Genomic DNA, 18,792 nt, shown 5'->3' with positions numbered 1-18,792 from the left:
ATGAGTAAGCAATGCGTATGTCAACAACTATTGAAGTCGTCGCCCACCACTGGGCATTTGCTGTCTTTCTTGTCGTCGCCATTGGCCTGTGTTGCCTGATGCTCGCCGGGGCCTGGTTCCTGGGCGGCCGGGCGAAAGCGCGACACAAAAACACCCCTTTCGAATCGGGCATTGATTCTGTGGGATCAGCCCGTCTGCGCCTGTCTGCTAAGTTCTATCTGGTGGCGATGTTTTTCGTCATCTTCGATGTGGAAGCGCTCTTTCTCTACGCCTGGGCAACATCAATCCGCGAAAGCGGTTGGGTGGGCTTTGCCGAGGCGGCCATTTTTATCTTTGTGCTGCTGGCCGGTCTGGTTTATCTGGTGCGCATTGGTGCCCTTGACTGGACACCAGTTCGTTCGCGCCGCGAATTGATGAACCCGGAAATCGACAGTCACACGAATCGTGATACGCACTAAAAAAATCCAGTGAGGCAAAAAGATGGACTATACGCTAACCCGCATAGATCCCGACGGTGACAATGACCGTTATCCCCTGCAAAAACAAGAGATTGTTACCGATCCTCTTGAGCAGCAGGTTAATCGCAGCGTGTACATGGGCAAACTCGAACACGCCCTGCATGACATGGTGAACTGGGGGCGTAAAAACTCGATCTGGCCTTATAACTTTGGTCTGTCCTGTTGCTATGTGGAGATGGTGACCTCGTTTACGGCGGTCCACGATGTAGCGCGTTTTGGTGCCGAAGTGTTGCGTGCCTCACCGCGTCAGGCGGATTTGATGGTGGTTGCCGGTACCTGCTTTACCAAGATGGCCCCGGTCATTCAGCGCCTGTATGACCAGATGCTGGAACCCAAATGGGTTATCTCGATGGGGGCGTGCGCCAACTCTGGCGGCATGTACGACATCTATTCGGTGGTGCAGGGGGTGGATAAATTCCTGCCTGTCGATGTGTATATTCCTGGCTGCCCGCCGCGCCCTGAGGCTTACATGCAGGCGCTGATGCTGCTGCAGGAGTCTATTGGTAAGGAACGCCGTCCGCTCTCCTGGGTGGTTGGCGACCAGGGGGTTTACCGGGCCAATATGCAGTCGGAGAAAGCCCGTAAACGCGGCGAGCGTATTGCGGTGAAAAACCTGCGTACCCCTGACGAAATTTGATTTGCGCCTGACAGACGTGAGCCGACGCTTCGCACACCAATAACGACTAACGCGAAGTCACTGTCTGCAGTCACCACGGAATTTATTTGCAATGGTGAACACTATGACCGACTTAACTGCGCAAGACGCTGCACAGCCCGCATGGCAAAACCGCGATCATCTTGATGATCCGGTGATTGGCGAACTGCGTAATCGTTTCGGGCCGGATGCCTTTACCATCCAGTCAACCCGCACCGGTTTCCCGGTGGTCTGGGTGAAACGGGAACAACTGCTGGAAGTCGGGGACTTTCTGCGTAAGTTGCCCAAACCTTACTCCATGCTGTTCGACTTACACGGTATGGATGAACGCCTGCGTTCGCACCGGGAAGGATTACCCGCGGCGGACTTTTCGGTGTTCTACCACCTGATCTCGATTGATCGTAACCGCGACATCATGCTGAAGGTGGCGCTGTCCGAAAACGATCTTAACGTGGCCACGTTTACCAAACTGTACCCTAACGCTAACTGGTATGAGCGTGAGACCTGGGAAATGTTTGGTATCACCTTTACCGGGCACCCCCATCTGACGCGCATCATGATGCCGAAGACCTGGGAAGGTCACCCGCTGCGTAAAGACTACCCGGCCCGGGCCACAGAATTCGATCCCTTTGAGCTGACGAAGCAAAAAGAAGATCTGGAGATGGAAGCGCTGACCTTCAAGCCGGAAGAGTGGGGCATGAAGCGCAGCAGCGAAAATGAAGATTTCATGTTCCTGAACCTCGGCCCGAACCACCCGTCAGCCCACGGTGCATTCCGTATTATCCTGCAGCTGGACGGTGAAGAGATAGTCAACTGTGTGCCGGATATCGGCTATCACCACCGCGGTGCGGAAAAAATGGGCGAGCGCCAGTCCTGGCACAGCTACATTCCCTATACCGACCGGATTGAATACCTCGGCGGCTGTGTCAACGAAATGCCTTATGTGCTGGCGGTTGAGAAGCTGGCCGGGATTGTGGTGCCGGAGCGCGTTGAGGTGATCCGCGTGATGCTCTCTGAGCTGTTCCGCATCAACAGCCACTTGCTGTACATCTCCACTTTCATTCAGGACGTTGGGGCCATGACCCCGGTGTTCTTCGCCTTTACCGATCGTCAGAAAATTTACGATTTAGTGGAAGCGATTACAGGGTTCCGTATGCACCCGGCCTGGTTCCGCATCGGCGGTGTTGCCCATGACCTGCCAAAAGGCTGGGAGCGCCTGCTGCGCGAGTTCCTCGACTGGATGCCAAAGCGCCTCGACTCTTATGAAAAAGCCGCGCTGCGTAACACCATCCTCAAAGGCCGTTCCCAGGGGGTTGCTGCGTACACCGCACAAGAAGCGCTGGCCTGGGGCACCACCGGGGCCGGATTACGCGCCGCCGGTATCGACTTCGACGTGCGTAAAGCGCGCCCGTACTCTGGTTACCAGAACTTTGACTTTGAAATCCCGGTGGGGGGAGGCGTCAGCGACTGCTACACCCGGGTGATGCTCAAAGTGGAAGAGTTACGCCAGAGCCTGCGCATTCTGGAGCAGTGCTATAAAAATATGCCTGCCGGGCCGTTTAAAGCGGATCATCCGCTGACTACGCCGCCGCCTAAAGAGCGCACTTTGCAGCACATTGAAACCCTGATCACTCACTTCCTCCAGGTCTCCTGGGGCCCGGTGATGCCGGCCAACGAATCCTTCCAGATGATCGAGGCCACTAAAGGGATCAACAGTTACTACCTGACCAGCGATGGCAGCACCATGAGCTACCGCACCCGGATTCGCACCCCGAGCTTTGCGCACTTGCAGCAAATTCCGTCGGCGATCCGCGGCAGCCTGGTATCGGACCTGATTGTCTACCTGGGCAGTATCGATTTTGTTATGTCAGACGTGGACCGCTAACTATGCACGAGAATCAACAACCACAAACCGGGGCTTTTGAGCTGAGTGCGGCAGAGCGTGAGGCCATCGAGCACGAAATACACCACTACGAGGACCCGCGCGCGGCGTCCATCGAAGCGCTGAAAATTGTTCAGAAACAGCGCGGCTGGGTGCCTGATGGCGCCATCCACGCCATCGCCGATGTGCTGGGGATCCCGGCCAGCGATGTCGAAGGGGTGGCCACGTTTTACAGCCAAATTTTCCGCCAGCCGGTGGGGCGCCATGTGATCCGCTATTGCGACAGCGTGGTGTGCCATATCACCGGGTTCCAGGGGATTCAGTCTGCCCTTGAAAGCCAGTTAAAGATAAAACCCGGCCAGACCACCTTTGACGGGCGCTTTACCCTGCTGCCCACCTGCTGCCTGGGCAATTGCGACAAAGGACCGGTGATGATGGTAGATGACGACACCCACTGCCATCTGACCCCGGAGGGGATCACTCAACTGCTGGAGCAGTACAAATGAAAACCATTATGCGTACTGCCGAAACCCATCCGCTGACCTGGCGTCTGCGTGACGATAAACAGCCGGTCTGGCTGGATGAGTATCGCAGTAAAAACGGCTACGAAGGCGCCCGTAAAGCGCTCACCAGCATGGCCCCGGACGAGATAGTCGCCCAGGTTAAAGACGCCGGGCTGAAAGGCCGCGGCGGCGCGGGCTTTTCCACCGGGCTGAAATGGAGCCTGATGCCGAAAGACGAATCCATGAACATCCGTTACCTGCTGTGTAATGCCGATGAAATGGAGCCGGGCACCTATAAAGACCGCCTGCTGATGGAGCAACTGCCGCATCTGCTTATCGAAGGGATGCTGATTGGCAGCGTGGCCCTGAAAGCCTGGCGCGGTTATATCTTCCTGCGCGGTGAGTATATTGAAGCGGCCCAGCACCTGCGCCGCGCCATTGCCGAAGCAACCGAAGCCGGGCTGCTGGGGAACAATATCCTCGGTACCGGCCATAATTTTGAGCTGTTTGTTCACACCGGGGCCGGGCGTTATATCTGCGGTGAAGAAACCGCGCTGATTAACTCCCTGGAAGGGCGCCGGGCCAACCCGCGATCCAAGCCGCCTTTCCCGGCGACCTCCGGCGTATGGGGCAAACCGACTTGCGTCAATAACGTAGAAACCCTGTGCAACGTCCCGGCGATCATCGCCAACGGTGTTGAGTGGTACCAGGGGATTTCCGCCTGTAAAGATACCGGCACCAAACTGATGGGCTTCTCTGGCCGGGTGAAGAACCCGGGCCTCTGGGAACTGCCCTTTGGGGTGACCGCCCGGGAGATCCTCGAAGATTACGCAGGCGGGATGCGTGACGGCCTTAAATTTAAAGCCTGGCAACCGGGCGGGGCGGGGACTGACTTCCTGACCGAGGCACACCTCGATTTGCCGATGGATTTTGAAAACATCGGCAAAGCCGGTAGCCGTCTGGGGACTGCCCTGGCCATGGCGGTGGATAACGAGATCAACATGGTGTCACTGGTGCGCAATCTGGAAGAGTTTTTTGCCCGTGAATCCTGTGGCTGGTGCACCCCTTGCCGCGACGGTCTGCCCTGGAGCGTGAAAATTTTGCGCGCCCTGGAGCGTGGGGAAGGGCAACCCGGGGATATCGAAACTCTCGAGCAGTTGTGCCGCTTCCTCGGGCCGGGGAAAACGTTCTGTGCCCACGCACCGGGTGCCGTCGAGCCACTGCAAAGCGCGATCAAATACTTCCGCGACGAGTTTGAAGCGGGTATCAAACAGGACATTAATAACCTGCATGCCATTCAGGGCATCCAGCCTAACTTGTTGAAATCACGCTGGTAATATACGGCCTCTGCCGTCGGTTTTTCTGCGGGGGAGGCATAAAACTTATAATAAGGAAGCATGCTGACTATGGCTACAATACATGTAGACGGCAAAGAATATGAGGTCAACGGCGCAGACAACCTGCTACAGGCGTGTCTGTCCCTCGGCCTTGATATTCCTTACTTTTGCTGGCATCCCGCCCTCGGTAGTGTGGGTGCCTGCCGCCAGTGTGCGGTGAAGCAATATCAGAACGCGGAAGATACCCGCGGTCGCCTGGTGATGTCCTGCATGACCCCGGCTGCCGACGGGACGTTTATCTCCATCGACGATGGTGAAGCGAAGCAGTTCCGTGAGAGCGTGGTGGAGTGGCTGATGACCAACCACCCCCACGACTGCCCGGTCTGTGAAGAGGGCGGCAACTGCCACCTCCAGGACATGACGGTGATGACCGGCCACAGCTTCCGCCGCTACCGCTTCACCAAGCGCACCCACCGTAATCAGGATCTCGGGCCGTTTATTTCCCACGAAATGAACCGCTGCATCGCCTGCTACCGCTGTGTCCGTTACTACAAAGACTACGCCGACGGTACCGATCTCGGGGTCTATGGCGCCCATGATAATGTCTACTTCGGCCGCCCCGAAGACGGCACCCTGGAAAGCGAATTCTCCGGTAACCTGGTGGAAATTTGCCCCACCGGGGTCTTTACCGATAAAACCCACTCCGAACGCTACAACCGTAAATGGGATATGCAGTTTGCTCCCAGCATCTGCCAGCAGTGCTCCATTGGCTGTAATACCAGCCCCGGTGAGCGCTACGGTGAGCTGCGGCGGATTGAAAACCGTTACAACGGCAGCGTAAACCACTACTTCCTGTGCGATCGCGGCCGCTTCGGTTATGGCTATGTCAACCGCAAAGACCGTCCCCGCCAGCCGATCCAGCGCCGGGGCGACGATCTGATCAGCCTCAATGCCGATCAGGCCATGCAAGGCGCGGCGGACATTCTGCGCCAGTCGAAAAAAGTGATCGGTATTGGCTCCCCCCGGGCCAGCGTGGAGAGCAACTTCGCGCTGCGTGAACTGGTGGGGGCGGCAAACTTTTATACCGGTATCGCCGCCGGCGAGCAGCAGCGTCTGCAGCTGATGCTCAACGTGTTACAAAACAGCGGTATCCATACCCCGACCCTGCGCGACATCGAATCCTATGATGCGGTACTGGTCCTTGGGGAAGATATTACCCAGACCGGCGCCCGGGTTGCCCTGGCCGTACGCCAGGCCGCCAAAGGCAAGGCCCGGGAAATGGCCGCCGCCCAGAAAGTAGCGGACTGGCAAATTGCCGCCATCCTCAATATTGGCCAGCGCGCGAAGCACCCGCTGTTTGTCACCAATGTGGACGACACACGACTGGATGATATCGCCGCCTGGGCTTACCGGGCGCCGGTGGAAGATCAGGCGCGGCTCGGCTTTGCTATCGCCCACGCCCTGGACAACAACGCCCCGGCAGTGGACGGGATCGACCGCGATCTGCAGGGCAAGATCGACGTTATCGTTCAGGCACTCAGCGGCGCGAAAAAACCGCTGATTATCTCCGGCACCAATGCCGGGAGCGATGCACTGATTCAGGCCGCCGCAAACGTAGCCAAAGCCCTGAAAGGGCGCGGCAGCGAAGTGGGGATAACCCTGGTTGCCCGCTCCACTAACAGCGTCGGGCTGGGAATGATCGGCGGTGGATCACTGGATGACGCCCTGAGCGAGCTGGAAAGCGGCAGTGCCGATGCGGTTATCGTGCTGGAAAACGATCTCCACCGTCACGCGTCTGCGGCCCGGGTTGATGCGGCATTAGCCAACGCGCCGCTGGTGATGGTTATTGACCATCAGCGTACCGAAATTATGGATCAAGCCCATCTGGTGCTGTCGGCGGCAAGCTTCGCTGAAAGCGACGGAACCGTTATCAACAACGAAGGCCGCGCCCAGCGCTTCTTCCAGGTCTACGATCCGGCTTACTACGACAGCAGCACCGTTATGCTGGAGAGTTGGCGCTGGCTGAATTCACTGCGCAGTACCCTGGAAAACCGCCACCCGGACTGGACCCAACTGGATCATGTGATTGACGCCTGCGTGGCGGCACTGCCGCAACTGGCGGGGATTAAAGATGCCGCGCCGGATGCCAGCTTCCGCATTCGCGGCCAGAAACTGGCCCGTGAACCGCACCGTTACAGCGGGCGTACCGCCATGCGTGCCAATATCAGCGTTCATGAACCGCGCCAGCCCCAGGATAAAGACACCATGTTTGCCTTCTCTATGGAAGGGAACAACCAGCCAGGTGCCGCGCGTTCACAAATCCCGTTTGCCTGGGCGCCGGGCTGGAACTCCCCCCAGGCGTGGAACAAATTCCAGGCTGAAGTGGGCGGCCACCTGCGCTTTGGCGATCCGGGTGTGCGCCTGATTGAGGCCCGTGACGGCACCCTGGACTACTTCACCGCAATCCCGGCACCGTTCCAGGCCGGGGAAGGGCAGTGGCGCGTTGCGCCGTATTACCACCTGTTCGGGAGTGATGAACTGTCCCAGCGCTCGCCGGTGTTCCAGAGCCGGATGCCACAGCCTTACCTCAAACTGAACCCCGCAGACGCTGCCCGTCTGGGGATCAATGCCGGGGCGCCGGTGTCGTTCAGTTATGAAGGACAAACGGTCACGTTGCCGCTGGTGCTTGCCGATGGGCTGGCGCCGGGCCAGGTGGGGTTACCGATGGGGATGCCGGGTATTGCGCCGGTACTGGCCGGTGCCCGGCTTGATAATCTGCAGGAGGCTGCCCAATGAGCTGGTTAACCCCGGATGTTATCGAGATCCTGATTGCCGTGCTGAAAGCGGTGGTGATCCTGCTGGTGGTGGTTACCTGCGGGGCATTTATGAGCTTCGGCGAACGCCGCCTGTTGGGGCTGTTCCAGAACCGCTACGGGCCAAACCGGGTGGGCTGGGGGGCTCCCTCCAGCTGGTGGCGGACATGATCAAAATGTTCTTTAAAGAGGACTGGATCCCGCGCTTTTCGGATCGGGTGATCTTCACCCTGGCGCCGATGATAGCGTTTGTCTCGCTGCTGCTGGCGTTTGCCATTGTGCCGGTAAGCCCCAGTTGGGTGGTGGCGGATCTGAATATTGGTCTGCTGTTCTTCCTGATGCTGGCCGGTCTGGCGGTGTATGCAGTGCTGTTTGCGGGCTGGTCCAGCAACAACAAATACTCCCTGCTCGGGGCGATGCGTGCCTCTGCCCAGACCCTGAGCTATGAGGTGTTCCTCGGGTTATCCCTGATGGGGGTTGTTGCCCAGGCGGGCTCCTTCAATATGGGGGATATCGTTGATAACCAGGCCCATCTGTGGAACGTGATCCCGCAATTCTTTGGCTTTGTCACCTTTGCCATTGCCGGGGTTGCGGTGTGCCACCGTCATCCGTTTGACCAGCCAGAAGCCGAGCAGGAACTGGCGGACGGTTACCATATTGAATACTCCGGGATGAAGTTCGGGCTGTTCTTTGTGGGGGAATATATCGGCATCGTGACCATCTCCGCCATGATGGTGACCCTGTTCTTTGGCGGCTGGCACGGCCCGTTCCTGCCTCCGTTTATCTGGTTCGCGCTGAAAACCGCCTTCTTTATGATGATGTTTATTTTGATCCGCGCGTCGTTGCCCCGTCCCCGTTATGACCAGGTGATGTCATTCGGCTGGAAAGTGTGTCTGCCGCTGACGCTGATCAATCTACTGGTGACGGCTGCCGTGATCCTCTGGCAAGCGCAATAAGGTGAAAAAACCATGACGTTAAAAGAGTTAGTGGTTGGTTTTGGCACCCAGGTACGCAGTATCTGGATGATAGGCATGCACGCCTTCGCCAAACGCGAAACCCAAATGTACCCGGAAGAGCCGGTTTATCTGCCGCCCCGTTACCGTGGTCGTATCGTATTAACCCGGGACCCGGACGGTGAAGAGCGCTGTGTGGCCTGTAACCTGTGCGCCGTTGCCTGCCCGGTGGGATGTATCTCATTACAGAAAGCCGAGATGCAGGACGGCCGCTGGTACCCGGAATTTTTCCGCATCAACTTCTCGCGCTGCATTTTTTGCGGGCTGTGTGAAGAGGCCTGCCCGACAACAGCCATTCAGCTGACACCGGACTTCGAGCTGGGGGAATACAAGCGCCAGGATTTGGTGTTCAAAAAAGAAGATCTGCTGATCTCCGGCCCGGGCAAATACCCGGAATATAACTTCTACCGGATGGCCGGTATGGCAATTGACGGCAAGGACAAAGGCGACGCGGAAAACGAAGCCAAACCTATCGACGTCAAGGGCTTGTTACCGTAAGGAGCGGGGCAATGGAATTCGCGTTTTATATCTGCGGCCTGGTGGCTATCCTGGCAACACTCAGGGTTATCACCCACACCAACCCGGTACATGCATTGCTGTATCTGATTGTCTCGCTGCTGGCAATCGCCGGGGTATTTTTCGCCCTCGGGGCCTATTTTGCCGGGGCGCTGGAGATAATCGTCTATGCCGGGGCCATTATGGTGCTGTTCGTGTTTGTGGTGATGATGCTTAACCTCGGTAACTCGGTGGTGGAACAGGAACGCCAGTGGCTGAAACCCCAACTGTGGATCGGCCCGGGCCTGCTGTCGGCATTACTGCTGGCGGTGATGATTTACGCCATCAGCGGGATAAGCGACCAGGGGATCGACGGTAACGCCATCGACGCCAAACAAGTCGGTATCACCCTGTTCGGCCCTTATGTCCTGGCGGTGGAGCTGGCATCAATGCTGCTGCTGGCGGGGCTGGTGGTGGCCTTTCACCTCGGGCGTGAAGAGCGCCAGGGGGAGGTGCTCAGCAACCGTCCAGGCGACAGTAAAAGAAAAACGGAGGAGCGCGTATGATCCCGCTACAACATGGATTAATCCTCGCGGCCATTTTGTTTGTGCTGGGGCTAACGGGTGTGGTTATCCGCCGTAATTTGCTGTTTATGCTGATCGGGCTGGAAATCATGATTAACGCTGCGGCGCTGGCATTTGTGGTGGCGGGCAGTTACTGGGGGCAAACGGACGGCCAGGTGATGTATATCCTCGCTATCTCTCTGGCCGCAGCGGAGGCCAGCATCGGCCTGGTGCTGTTGCTGCAGCTCCATCGTCGTCGTCAGAACCTGAATATCGATTCAGTAAGTGAGATGCGCGGATGAATTTTATCTGGTTAACCGTAGCCTTCCCGCTGCTGGGATACTTGCTGCTGGCATTCTCCCGGGGGCGCTGGTCAGAAAACCTGTCGGCCACGGTCGGTATCGGTTCTATTGGCCTGGCCGCGCTGGTCACCGCTGTTGCCGGGGTAGAATTCCTCGACCAGAGCGTGCGGGCGCCATTTACCCTGCCATTATGGACCTGGATGTCAGTCGGGGACTTTACCATCGGGTTTAACCTGGTGCTGGATGGCCTCTCCCTGATCATGCTCTCGGTGGTGACCGGGGTCGGCTTCCTGATCCATATGTTCGCCTCCTGGTATATGCGCGGTGAAGAGGGCTATTCCCGTTTCTTCGCCTACACCAACTTGTTTATCGCCAGCATGGTTATCCTGGTGCTGGCGGACAACCTGCTGCTGATGTACCTCGGCTGGGAAGGGGTGGGGCTGTGCTCCTATCTGCTGATCGGTTTCTACTATACCGATCCGAAGAACGGCGCCGCGGCGATGAAAGCCTTCGTGGTGACCCGGGTGGGGGACGTGTTCCTCGCCTTCGGGTTGTTCATCCTCTATAACGAGCTGGGCACCCTGAACTTCCGCGAAATGGCGGAGCTGGCGCCGCAGCACTTTGCCGCAGGCAGCACCACACTGCAGTGGGCGACCCTGATGTTGCTGGGCGGTGCGGTGGGTAAATCTGCCCAGTTGCCGTTACAGACCTGGCTGGCGGACGCGATGGCTGGCCCGACACCGGTTTCTGCGCTGATCCACGCCGCCACCATGGTGACCGCCGGGGTATACCTGATTGCCCGTACTCACGGCCTGTTCCTGCTGACCCCGGAGGTATTACACCTGGTGGGGATCATCGGGGCGGTTACCCTGATACTGGCGGGGTTTGCCGCCATGGTGCAGACCGATATCAAACGGGTACTGGCTTACTCCACCATGAGCCAGATAGGCTATATGTTCCTCGCCCTCGGGGTGCAGGCCTGGGATGCGGCCATCTTCCACCTGATGACCCACGCCTTCTTTAAAGCGCTGCTGTTTCTGGCGTCCGGCTCGGTTATCCTCGCCTGCCATCATGAGCAGAACATCTTTAAGATGGGCGGCCTGCGCAAATCTATCCCGCTGGTTTACGCCTGCTTCCTGGTGGGTGGCGCGGCCCTGTCGGCGCTGCCGCTGGTGACCGCGGGCTTCTTCAGTAAAGATGAAATCCTCGCGGGCGCAGTGGCCAATGGCCATATCAACCTGATGATTGCCGGGCTGGTGGGGGCGTTTATGACCTCACTGTACACCTTCCGGATGATCTTCATTGTCTTCCACGGTAAAGCGCAGATCCACGCCCACCCGGTGAAAGGGATCACCCACAGCCTGCCGCTGATCGTCCTGCTGGTGCTGTCTACCTTTGTGGGCGCGCTGATTGTACCGCCGCTGCAAGGGGTGCTGCCCGCCAGCGCGGAACTGGCCCACGGCCAGGTTGTGACACTGGAGATAACCTCCGGGATCGTGGCGATTGTCGGGATCCTGATTGCCGCCTGGTTGTGGCTGGGGGATCGCGCACTGGTTCGTGCGCTGGCAAACAGCGGCCCGGGGCGCTTCTTTGGCACCTGGTGGTTCAACGCCTGGGGCTTCGACTGGCTGTATGACAAAGTATTCGTGAAGCCGTTCCTCGCGGTGGCCTGGCTGCTGAAACGCGATCCGCTCAACTGGCTGATGACGCTACCGGCGTATATCGCCCGCTTTGCCGGCCGCGGCTTGCTGCTCAGTGAAAACGGCTACCTGCGCTGGTACGTGGCCTCTATGAGTATCGGGGCGGTGGTGGTGTTAGCACTGCTGATGGTGTTTCGCTAACTGATGGCTTTCATCAGTACCAACGATGTGAATGTCGTTATTGAGATTCGTTGAAATCAGGTTTTGAAGGACAGGCGTCATCGGCGCCGCCAGGCTGGAACCCGCCAGCGCACAGCAACCGGCGCGTACTGGAGTACGTGAAGATTGCGCGCACTGTCGGGGGCCGGGCTGGCAAGTAAGATAGCCTGCTCAGAACTTTTATAAGGAATATTGCTGCCATGCTACTACCCTGGCTAATACTGATACCCTTTATCGGCGGATTCCTCTGCTGGCAATCGGAGCGCTTCGGCATCCGTATGCCGCGCTGGATCGCGCTGATCACGATGGGGCTGACCCTGGCGCTGTCATTGCAACTTTGGTCCCAGGGCGGTTATTCGCTGACCCAGGCCGCCGGTCTGCCCCAGTGGCAGTCAGAGTTTTTGCTGCCGTGGATCCCGCGTTTCGGGATTACTATCCACCTGGCGCTGGATGGCTTGTCCCTGCTGATGGTGGTGCTCACCGGGCTGCTGGGGGTGCTGGCGGTACTCTGTTCATGGAATGAAATCCAGAAATATCAGGGCTTCTTCCACCTCAACCTGATGTGGATCCTCGGGGGCGTTATCGGGGTGTTCCTCGCCATCGATATGTTCCTGTTCTTCTTCTTCTGGGAGATGATGCTGGTACCGATGTACTTCCTGATTGCCCTGTGGGGGCATAAGGCATCGGACGGGAAAACCCGTATCAGCGCCGCCACCAAGTTCTTCATTTACACCCAGGCCAGCGGTCTGGTGATGCTGATTGCCATCCTCGCACTGGTGTTCGTTCACCATAATGCCACCGGGGTGTGGACCTTCAGCTACCAAGCGCTGCTGAAGACGCCGATGAGCAACAACATTGAATACCTGTTGATGCTGGGCTTCTTTATTGCCTTCGCGGTAAAAATGCCGGTGGTACCGTTCCACGGCTGGCTGCCGGATGCGCACTCCCAGGCGCCCACGGCCGGTTCGGTGGACCTGGCGGGGATCCTGCTGAAAACCGCGGCCTACGGGTTACTGCGCTTTGCGCTGCCGCTGTTCCCGAACGCCTCTGCCGAGTTCGCGCCCATTGCCATGTGGCTGGGGGTGATTGGTATCTTCTACGGCGCCTGGATGGCGTTCTCCCAGACCGATATCAAGCGCCTGATTGCTTACACCTCGGTGTCGCATATGGGGTTTGTCCTGATTGCTATCTACACCGGCAGCCAGCTGGCCTACCAGGGGGCGGTTATCCAGATGATCGCTCACGGTCTGTCGGCGGCGGGTCTGTTTATTCTCTGTGGTCAGCTGTATGAACGGCTGCACACCCGCGACATGACTAAAATGGGCGGCCTGTGGAGCAAAATTAAATGGCTGCCGGCGCTGTCGATGTTCTTCGCGGTGGCAACACTGGGGATGCCGGGGACCGGCAACTTCGTGGGTGAGTTTATGATCCTGTTTGGCAGCTACCATGTGGTGCCGGCGATCACGGTGATTTCCACCTTCGGGCTGGTGTTTGCGTCGGTTTACTCACTGGCGATGCTGCATCGCGCTTACTTCGGTAAGGCAAAAACCGAGGCGGCGGCACAAACGCTGCCCGGGCTGTCAGCACGCGAATTGTTCATTATTCTGTTGCTGGTTGTATTGCTGGTGCTGCTGGGCTTTTACCCGCAGCCAATTCTGGATACCTCTCACTCTGCGATGAGCAATATCCAGCAGTGGTATACCAGTTCAATTTCAACTACAAGGCCGTAATTCGCTCATGACAATAACAACCCAACATTTGATCGCGCTACTGCCGCTGTTGATCGTCGGATTGACGGTGGTGGTTGTGATGTTGTCCATTGCGTGGCGACGCGACCATTTTATTAATGCCACGCTCTCGGTTATCGGGCTTAACCTGGCGCTGCTTTCCCTGTGGTTTGTCGGCCAGGCGGGGCCAATGGATGTCACACCGCTGATGCGGGTTGATGGTTACGCCATGCTGTATACCGGGCTGGTGCTGCTGGCCAGCCTGGCAACCTGTACGTTCGCCTATCCCTGGCTGCAAGATTACCCGGACAATAAAGAAGAGTTCTATCTCCTGGTATTGATTGCCGCCATGGGGGGGATACTGCTGGCCTGCGCGAACCATTTTGCGTCGCTGTTCCTCGGCATTGAGTTGATCTCGCTGCCGCTGTTCGGCCTGGTGGGTTATGCCTTCCGCCAGAAGCGCTCTCTGGAAGCCAGTATCAAATACACCATCCTTTCTGCGGCGGCGTCATCGTTCCTGTTGTTCGGTATCGCGCTGCTGTATGCCATGACCGGGGATCTCTCCTTCGGTGCTCTGGGCCGGAGCCTGGCGGATAATATGCTGCATGAGCCACTGCTTCTGGCCGGTGTGGGAATGATGATTGTCGGCCTCGGCTTTAAGCTTTCGCTGGTGCCGTTCCACCTGTGGACCCCGGACGTGTACCAGGGGGCCCCGGCGCCGGTATCAACCTTCCTGGCAACCGCCAGTAAGATTGCTATCTTTGCGGTGGTGATGCGCCTGTTCCTGTACACCCCCATCGGCCACAGCGCGGCCGTTACCACGGTGCTGGGGATTATCGCGTTTATCTCTATCCTGTTCGGTAACCTGATGGCCCTCAGCCAGAGCAATATCAAGCGCCTGCTGGGGTACTCGTCTATTGCGCACCTCGGTTACCTGCTGGTGGCCCTGATTGCCCTGCAGCACGGCGACATGGCGATGGAGACGGTAGGGGTTTATCTGGCGGGGTACCTGTTCAGTAGCCTGGGTGCCTTTGGTGTGGTTAGCCTGATGTCCAGCCCTTATCGCGGCCCGGATGCGGATTCGCTGTTCTCTTACCGCGGGCTGTTCTGGCACCGTCCGCTGTTATCAGCGGTGATGACCGTGGTGATGCTCTCCCTGGCCGGTATTCCGATGACCCTCGGATTTATCGGTAAGTTCTATGTGCTGGCGGTGGGTGTTGATGCACATCTATGGTGGCTGACCGGCGCCGTGGTGGTGGGGTCTGCTATTGGCCTGTATTACTACCTGCGCGTGACCGTGAGCCTGTATCTCACTGCGCCGCAACAACTGAACCGCGACACCCCGTCTAACTGGGCATTTACTGCCGGTGGGGTGGTGGTGCTGATTGCGGCGCTGCTGGTGCTGGTGCTGGGGGTTTACCCGCAGCCGCTGATCAGTATTGTTCAGATGGCAGTCCCGCTGATGTAACGGGCGTTGCTGTAAAGGAACCCGGCTACGGCCGGGTTTTTTGTACCCGTAGCCCGTGAATGACCTGAATAACCTGCCGGTACGCTTCTGAATAAATGGAAGCCATCTTCTGAATCCGCCATAAAACCTCCGAAATCGAAAATCACCGGGTTGAACCCCTCCCCAAAACGGGAGATGAATACCATCCCGCGATGCAGGGCGGGAATGCGTGATATTGTGTGTTGACAGGTGTCAACGAAGATAATAAGGTCATACCCGGAGGCAAATGAAAAAACATCCGAACAAGCATATCCAGGCCGCCATTGAATATGCTCTGAGTCAGGGCTGGGTTTGGGTTCCACCAGGTGATTCCGCCCACTGTTTTTGCAAGTTGCGTTGTGGTCATCCGGAAGGTGAGCATCGGGATCACCAGATGAGTGTATGGTCGACGCCGAAAAGTGCTGAGAGCCATGCCAGGCAAATCAGGCGCAAAACAAACCGCTGCTCTTGATTGTGTCCGGCAGGGGCGTTGACAATCTCCGTTTACTGAACGATCAAAGACTAACCGAAGGGGGAACTATGGCGCTTTACCACTTTATACTGACGCTCTCAGGCGTAACCTACGAGCGCGAAGGGCTGGAAGACGCGCTATACGAAAGCGGCTGTGGCGATGCACTGATCTGTGCATACGGGAACTCGGTCTATGTTGAGTTCGATCGTGAGGCTGACTCACTCAATGAGGCTATCGCATCTGCGGTTGAAAATGTCGAATCCGCCGGGATTGGCGCTGTTGTTGAGTCTGTTGACTCTGCCCTTGTCGGACTGAGCGATATTGCGGAAATGACAAATATGTCCCGTCAGGCGATTGCCATGCTGAAAGACGGCACCCGCGGCAGCGGTGATTTTCCTTGCCCCGTTCAGCGCATTAAAGGCCAGTCGCCGCTCTGGGACTGGGCGAATGTTGCACAATGGTTGTTAAAAAATGGCCGGTTGAAAGCGAACAGCGAGCTGGTTGTGAACGCGGGTGTATTAAGTAAATGGAATCTGGTGCTCAGAGCCAGCGCCTCACAAGATTTTAAAGAAGTGGAATCACTTGCGGCATCACTGATTGCACGACGCAGCAAAACAGTCGTATGACCGGTAAGTGTTAATGTGGTTAGATATTGCATTGTTTACCTTTGCGGTCTGTTTGAAGTGGCCTAATGAAAAAAAGAAATTTCAGCGTAGCTGGTGAGTTGTCAGCAGCCTACCCACCGGTATAAACGTGGTGGTCATGAACACATCGTTATCCCGAATCGCCTTGAGCGACAAAGTGCACTTCACATCATCGCTATCGGACGTTTACGAACTGACGATAAAACGAAGGAATATGTTGCCTGGCGAGTAACCGAAGGACATACAAAAATGCAAGCAATACGCTGTCTGAAGCGCTGTATCTCACGCGAAGTTTTCACTCTACTGCGAAATCAAAATAGGCAGTTCAACAGCATCACAATAAGCGGCAACCCCATTGGGCAGTCACACTGTACGCCAATTGTTAAGCGGTTCTTATTGGAAAGTAATCATGTGACCGACTGGTAACACAGGAAATCCCGCCGTAAGGCGGCTAAATAACAGGCAAAAAAAAGCCTCTGTGGCAGCAGAGGCAGGAAACGAATATCAGGCCCATCATCGGTAATGGGCTAACTAATCAACAGGAAGGAATTGCTCCAACAGCGATGAATGTTACTCGCTGGGCGTGCCGCAGTTTTCTCAATTAATGCCAGCTTAATAATTAAAAAGCTAATAACAAATATAGTTACTACTTAATTGTGTTTTTTATCATGGCGGAATGTTAAATATCCACCACCAATAAATCCTCTGCCAGCACGGTATTGGCAAACACCCCCCGGCACTCTGCCAGCAAGCGGGGAAAGTCCTCCCGGCGATAGCGGGAACTGAAGTGAGTAATAATCAGCTTTTTCGCCCCGCAGGCGTGCGCCAGGGTTGCCGCTTGCAGGGTGGTGGAGTGGCCGCGGCTATTGGCTTTCTCCGCCAGGCTCGCCTCCAGGGTGGCTTCATGGACCATCACATCGACCTCTGCGGCCAGAATACAGGCGCTATCTACCGGGGCGGTGTCCCCGAAGATAGCCACCGATTTGCCTTTCACCGGCGGGTTCACATACTGGCGGCCATCGATCCAGCGGCCATCATCCAGTTGCAGGGTTTCCCCCTGTTTCAGCCGCTGGAACAGGGGCCCGGGGGGCACGCCATCAGCCTGCAGCGCTGCCGCATCCAGCGCACCTGGCTTATCATGGGCGCTGACCCGGTAGCCAAAACAGACCACCGGATGGGACAGGGCAACGCAGCGCACCTCATGGTCACCATCATCAAACACCACCCCCTCACGCACTTCGATAATCTCCAGCGGGTAGTCGGTCCAGGAGCCGCTCATGGTCAGGGACATCTGGACAAACGCGCGGATACCCGGCGGCCCATAAATGGTCAGCGGCCCGCCACCGCCGACCATTGAGCGGCTACATAACAGCCCCGGCAGGCCAAAAATATGGTCGCCGTGCAGGTGAGTAATAAAAATTTTATCCAGTTTTCCCGGGGTGAGCGGGGTACGCAACATCTGGTGCTGGGTTCCTTCGCCGCAGTCAAATAACCACCAACTGGTGTGCTGAGGGGCAGGGTGCAGCGCAACGGCACTGACATTACGCCCCCGGGTGGGTACCCCGGCAGAGGTCCCCAGAAACAGTAATTCCATAGATATTTCCCGGCTTATGCATATTGGCAGTAGTATAACCGCCACAGACCGTACCACAGGGGAATAACCGTGATTGAATGGCAGGATTTGCACCACGGGGCGTTGTCCGCCCCTCAGTTATACGCCGCCCTGGCGCTGCGCAGCGCCGTCTTTGTGGTGGAGCAACAGTGTCTCTATCAGGATGTCGACGGTGATGATTTGTGCGGTGATAATCGTCATCTGTTTGGCTGGCGGGATGGCCAGCTGATCGCCTATGCGCGGATTTTACAGCCGGATACCGACAATAGCCCGGTGGTGATTGGGCGGGTGATTATCGCCCCGCAAGCCCGGGGTGAAAAACTGGGGTTCCAGCTGATGGCGCAGGCGCTGGCAAGCTGCCGCCAGCACTGGCCCGATCGGGGGATTTACCTTGGCGCCCAGGCGCATTTGCAGGATTTTTACCGCCAGCTCGGTTTTACCCCGGTGACGGCTATCTATGATGAAGACGGCATTCCCCATCTGGGGATGGCCCTGGCGTAACCGGCAATACCCTGGACCCAAAAGGGGGAATCCAGGGCGCGACGGCACGCGATTGTCTATAGTTACCATGAACTCATGGCAATGGAGATAAATGATGAATGGAACCCGTAGTCGTGCTGCCGATCTGGAAGACGATCTGGAAATGTTAAGCTATACCCTGGAAGAGGTGTTGCGCGCTTCCGGTGATCCGGCAGATCAGCGATATATTGAAATCCGCGATCGCGCCGCCGAAGCACTGGCGCAGATCCGCGCCAGGCTGGAGAGAACCTCCGACGCGCTCTACTATCAGACCAAAAAAGCGGTCTACCGTACTGATGATTATGTCCACCAGAACCCGTGGCGCGGTATTGGGGTCGGCGCGTCCCTTGGGCTGGTTGTTGGTTTATTGCTCGCCAGACGTTAATTTTTTG

18 protein-coding genes and 2 pseudogenes are annotated in these 18,792 nt (G+C 57.2%); 18 read left to right on the top strand and 2 right to left on the bottom strand.

Features of this window, described 5'->3' with window-relative positions:
- Positions 1–11: 11 nt before the first annotated feature.
- The 13 genes and pseudogenes from nuoA to nuoN all read left to right on the top strand — a co-directional run bounded on the left by nuoA (position 12) and on the right by nuoN (position 15,135).
- Entirely contained in the window at positions 12–458 is a 447-nt protein-coding gene (nuoA, locus tag F9C28_RS05495) for an NADH-quinone oxidoreductase subunit NuoA (RefSeq protein ID WP_199014230.1), read from the top strand.
- A gap of 22 nt (positions 459–480) precedes the next feature.
- Positions 481–1,155 (top strand): NuoB/complex I 20 kDa subunit family protein, encoded by a 675-nt coding sequence (locus tag F9C28_RS05490; RefSeq protein ID WP_199014229.1) that lies wholly within the window; start codon positions 481–483, stop codon positions 1,153–1,155.
- A 91-nt stretch (positions 1,156–1,246) separates the two neighbouring features.
- The gene (gene nuoC, locus F9C28_RS05485) at positions 1,247–3,058 is read left to right on the top strand and encodes an NADH-quinone oxidoreductase subunit C/D (protein ID WP_199014228.1); all 1,812 of its coding nucleotides are present in this window, start codon (positions 1,247–1,249) and stop codon (positions 3,056–3,058) included.
- A gap of 2 nt (positions 3,059–3,060) precedes the next feature.
- Positions 3,061–3,561 (top strand): NADH-quinone oxidoreductase subunit NuoE, encoded by a 501-nt coding sequence (gene nuoE, locus F9C28_RS05480; RefSeq protein WP_199014227.1) that lies wholly within the window; start codon positions 3,061–3,063, stop codon positions 3,559–3,561.
- Positions 3,558–4,895 carry an NADH-quinone oxidoreductase subunit NuoF gene (gene nuoF / locus F9C28_RS05475; RefSeq protein ID WP_199014226.1) on the top strand — a complete coding sequence of 446 codons (1,338 nt, stop codon included), beginning with the start codon at positions 3,558–3,560 and terminating at the stop codon, positions 4,893–4,895. The genes nuoE and nuoF overlap by 4 nt, the downstream gene beginning before the upstream one ends.
- Before the next feature lie 69 nt (positions 4,896–4,964).
- Positions 4,965–7,691, top strand: a complete 2,727-nt coding sequence (gene nuoG, locus F9C28_RS05470) for an NADH-quinone oxidoreductase subunit NuoG (RefSeq protein WP_199014225.1) — start codon at positions 4,965–4,967, stop codon at positions 7,689–7,691.
- A pseudogene (gene nuoH / locus F9C28_RS05465) lies at positions 7,688–8,664 on the top strand (NADH-quinone oxidoreductase subunit NuoH). The gene nuoG and the pseudogene nuoH overlap by 4 nt, the downstream one beginning before the upstream one ends.
- A gap of 12 nt (positions 8,665–8,676) precedes the next feature.
- Positions 8,677–9,219: an NADH-quinone oxidoreductase subunit NuoI gene (gene nuoI / locus F9C28_RS05460; protein ID WP_199014224.1), complete on the top strand. Its 543-nt coding sequence runs from the start codon at positions 8,677–8,679 to the stop codon at positions 9,217–9,219.
- An 11-nt stretch (positions 9,220–9,230) separates the two neighbouring features.
- On the top strand, positions 9,231–9,782 hold the full coding sequence (gene nuoJ, locus F9C28_RS05455; RefSeq protein ID WP_199014223.1) for an NADH-quinone oxidoreductase subunit J: 552 nt from the start codon (positions 9,231–9,233) through the stop codon (positions 9,780–9,782).
- Positions 9,779–10,081: an NADH-quinone oxidoreductase subunit NuoK gene (gene nuoK, locus F9C28_RS05450; RefSeq protein ID WP_199014222.1), complete on the top strand. Its 303-nt coding sequence runs from the start codon at positions 9,779–9,781 to the stop codon at positions 10,079–10,081. The genes nuoJ and nuoK overlap by 4 nt, the downstream gene beginning before the upstream one ends.
- Positions 10,078–11,922: an NADH-quinone oxidoreductase subunit L gene (gene nuoL / locus F9C28_RS05445; RefSeq protein WP_199014221.1), complete on the top strand. Its 1,845-nt coding sequence runs from the start codon at positions 10,078–10,080 to the stop codon at positions 11,920–11,922. The genes nuoK and nuoL overlap by 4 nt, the downstream gene beginning before the upstream one ends.
- A gap of 218 nt (positions 11,923–12,140) precedes the next feature.
- Positions 12,141–13,670: an NADH-quinone oxidoreductase subunit M gene (gene nuoM / locus F9C28_RS05440; RefSeq protein ID WP_199014220.1), complete on the top strand. Its 1,530-nt coding sequence runs from the start codon at positions 12,141–12,143 to the stop codon at positions 13,668–13,670.
- 7 nt (positions 13,671–13,677) lie between these two features.
- Positions 13,678–15,135: an NADH-quinone oxidoreductase subunit NuoN gene (gene nuoN / locus F9C28_RS05435; protein WP_199014219.1), complete on the top strand. Its 1,458-nt coding sequence runs from the start codon at positions 13,678–13,680 to the stop codon at positions 15,133–15,135.
- On the opposite strand, the gene F9C28_RS05430 is transcribed toward nuoN, so the two are convergent.
- On the bottom strand, positions 15,111–15,476 hold the full coding sequence (locus F9C28_RS05430; protein WP_199014218.1) for a hypothetical protein: 366 nt from the start codon (positions 15,474–15,476) through the stop codon (positions 15,111–15,113). The genes nuoN and F9C28_RS05430 overlap by 25 nt on opposite strands.
- On the opposite strand from F9C28_RS05430, the gene F9C28_RS20075 reads away from it, so the two are divergent.
- The 3 genes and pseudogenes from F9C28_RS20075 to F9C28_RS20070 form a co-directional block, all read left to right on the top strand.
- Positions 15,401–15,625 carry a hypothetical protein gene (locus F9C28_RS20075; RefSeq protein WP_233148927.1) on the top strand — a complete coding sequence of 75 codons (225 nt, stop codon included), beginning with the start codon at positions 15,401–15,403 and terminating at the stop codon, positions 15,623–15,625. The two genes, F9C28_RS05430 and F9C28_RS20075, sit on opposite strands and share 76 nt — an antisense overlap.
- Before the next feature lie 68 nt (positions 15,626–15,693).
- Entirely contained in the window at positions 15,694–16,251 is a 558-nt protein-coding gene (locus F9C28_RS05425; protein ID WP_199014217.1) for a helix-turn-helix transcriptional regulator, read from the top strand.
- 90 nt (positions 16,252–16,341) lie between these two features.
- Positions 16,342–16,695: pseudogene (locus tag F9C28_RS20070) on the top strand (hypothetical protein); the annotation flags it as partial.
- A 253-nt stretch (positions 16,696–16,948) separates the two neighbouring features.
- Here F9C28_RS20070 and rnz read toward each other — a convergent pair.
- On the bottom strand, positions 16,949–17,863 hold the full coding sequence (rnz, locus tag F9C28_RS05415) for a ribonuclease Z (protein WP_199014216.1): 915 nt from the start codon (positions 17,861–17,863) through the stop codon (positions 16,949–16,951).
- Between the two features lie 69 nt (positions 17,864–17,932).
- Here rnz and F9C28_RS05410 point away from each other — a divergent pair, with 69 nt between their 5' ends.
- Both F9C28_RS05410 and F9C28_RS05405 read left to right on the top strand, forming a co-directional pair.
- Positions 17,933–18,382, top strand: coding sequence for a GNAT family N-acetyltransferase (locus F9C28_RS05410; RefSeq protein WP_199014215.1), 450 nt, complete (start codon positions 17,933–17,935; stop codon positions 18,380–18,382).
- 91 nt (positions 18,383–18,473) lie between these two features.
- Positions 18,474–18,785 (top strand): DUF883 family protein, encoded by a 312-nt coding sequence (locus F9C28_RS05405; RefSeq protein WP_233148926.1) that lies wholly within the window; start codon positions 18,474–18,476, stop codon positions 18,783–18,785.
- The last annotated feature ends 7 nt before the right edge of the window (positions 18,786–18,792 follow it).

Source organism: Shimwellia pseudoproteus, assembly GCF_016415625.1.
Taxonomy (GTDB): Bacteria; Pseudomonadota; Gammaproteobacteria; order Enterobacterales; family Enterobacteriaceae; genus Shimwellia; species Shimwellia pseudoproteus.
Note: the sequence above shows the minus strand (reverse complement) of the source record. Positions and strands in the feature narration are given on the sequence as shown.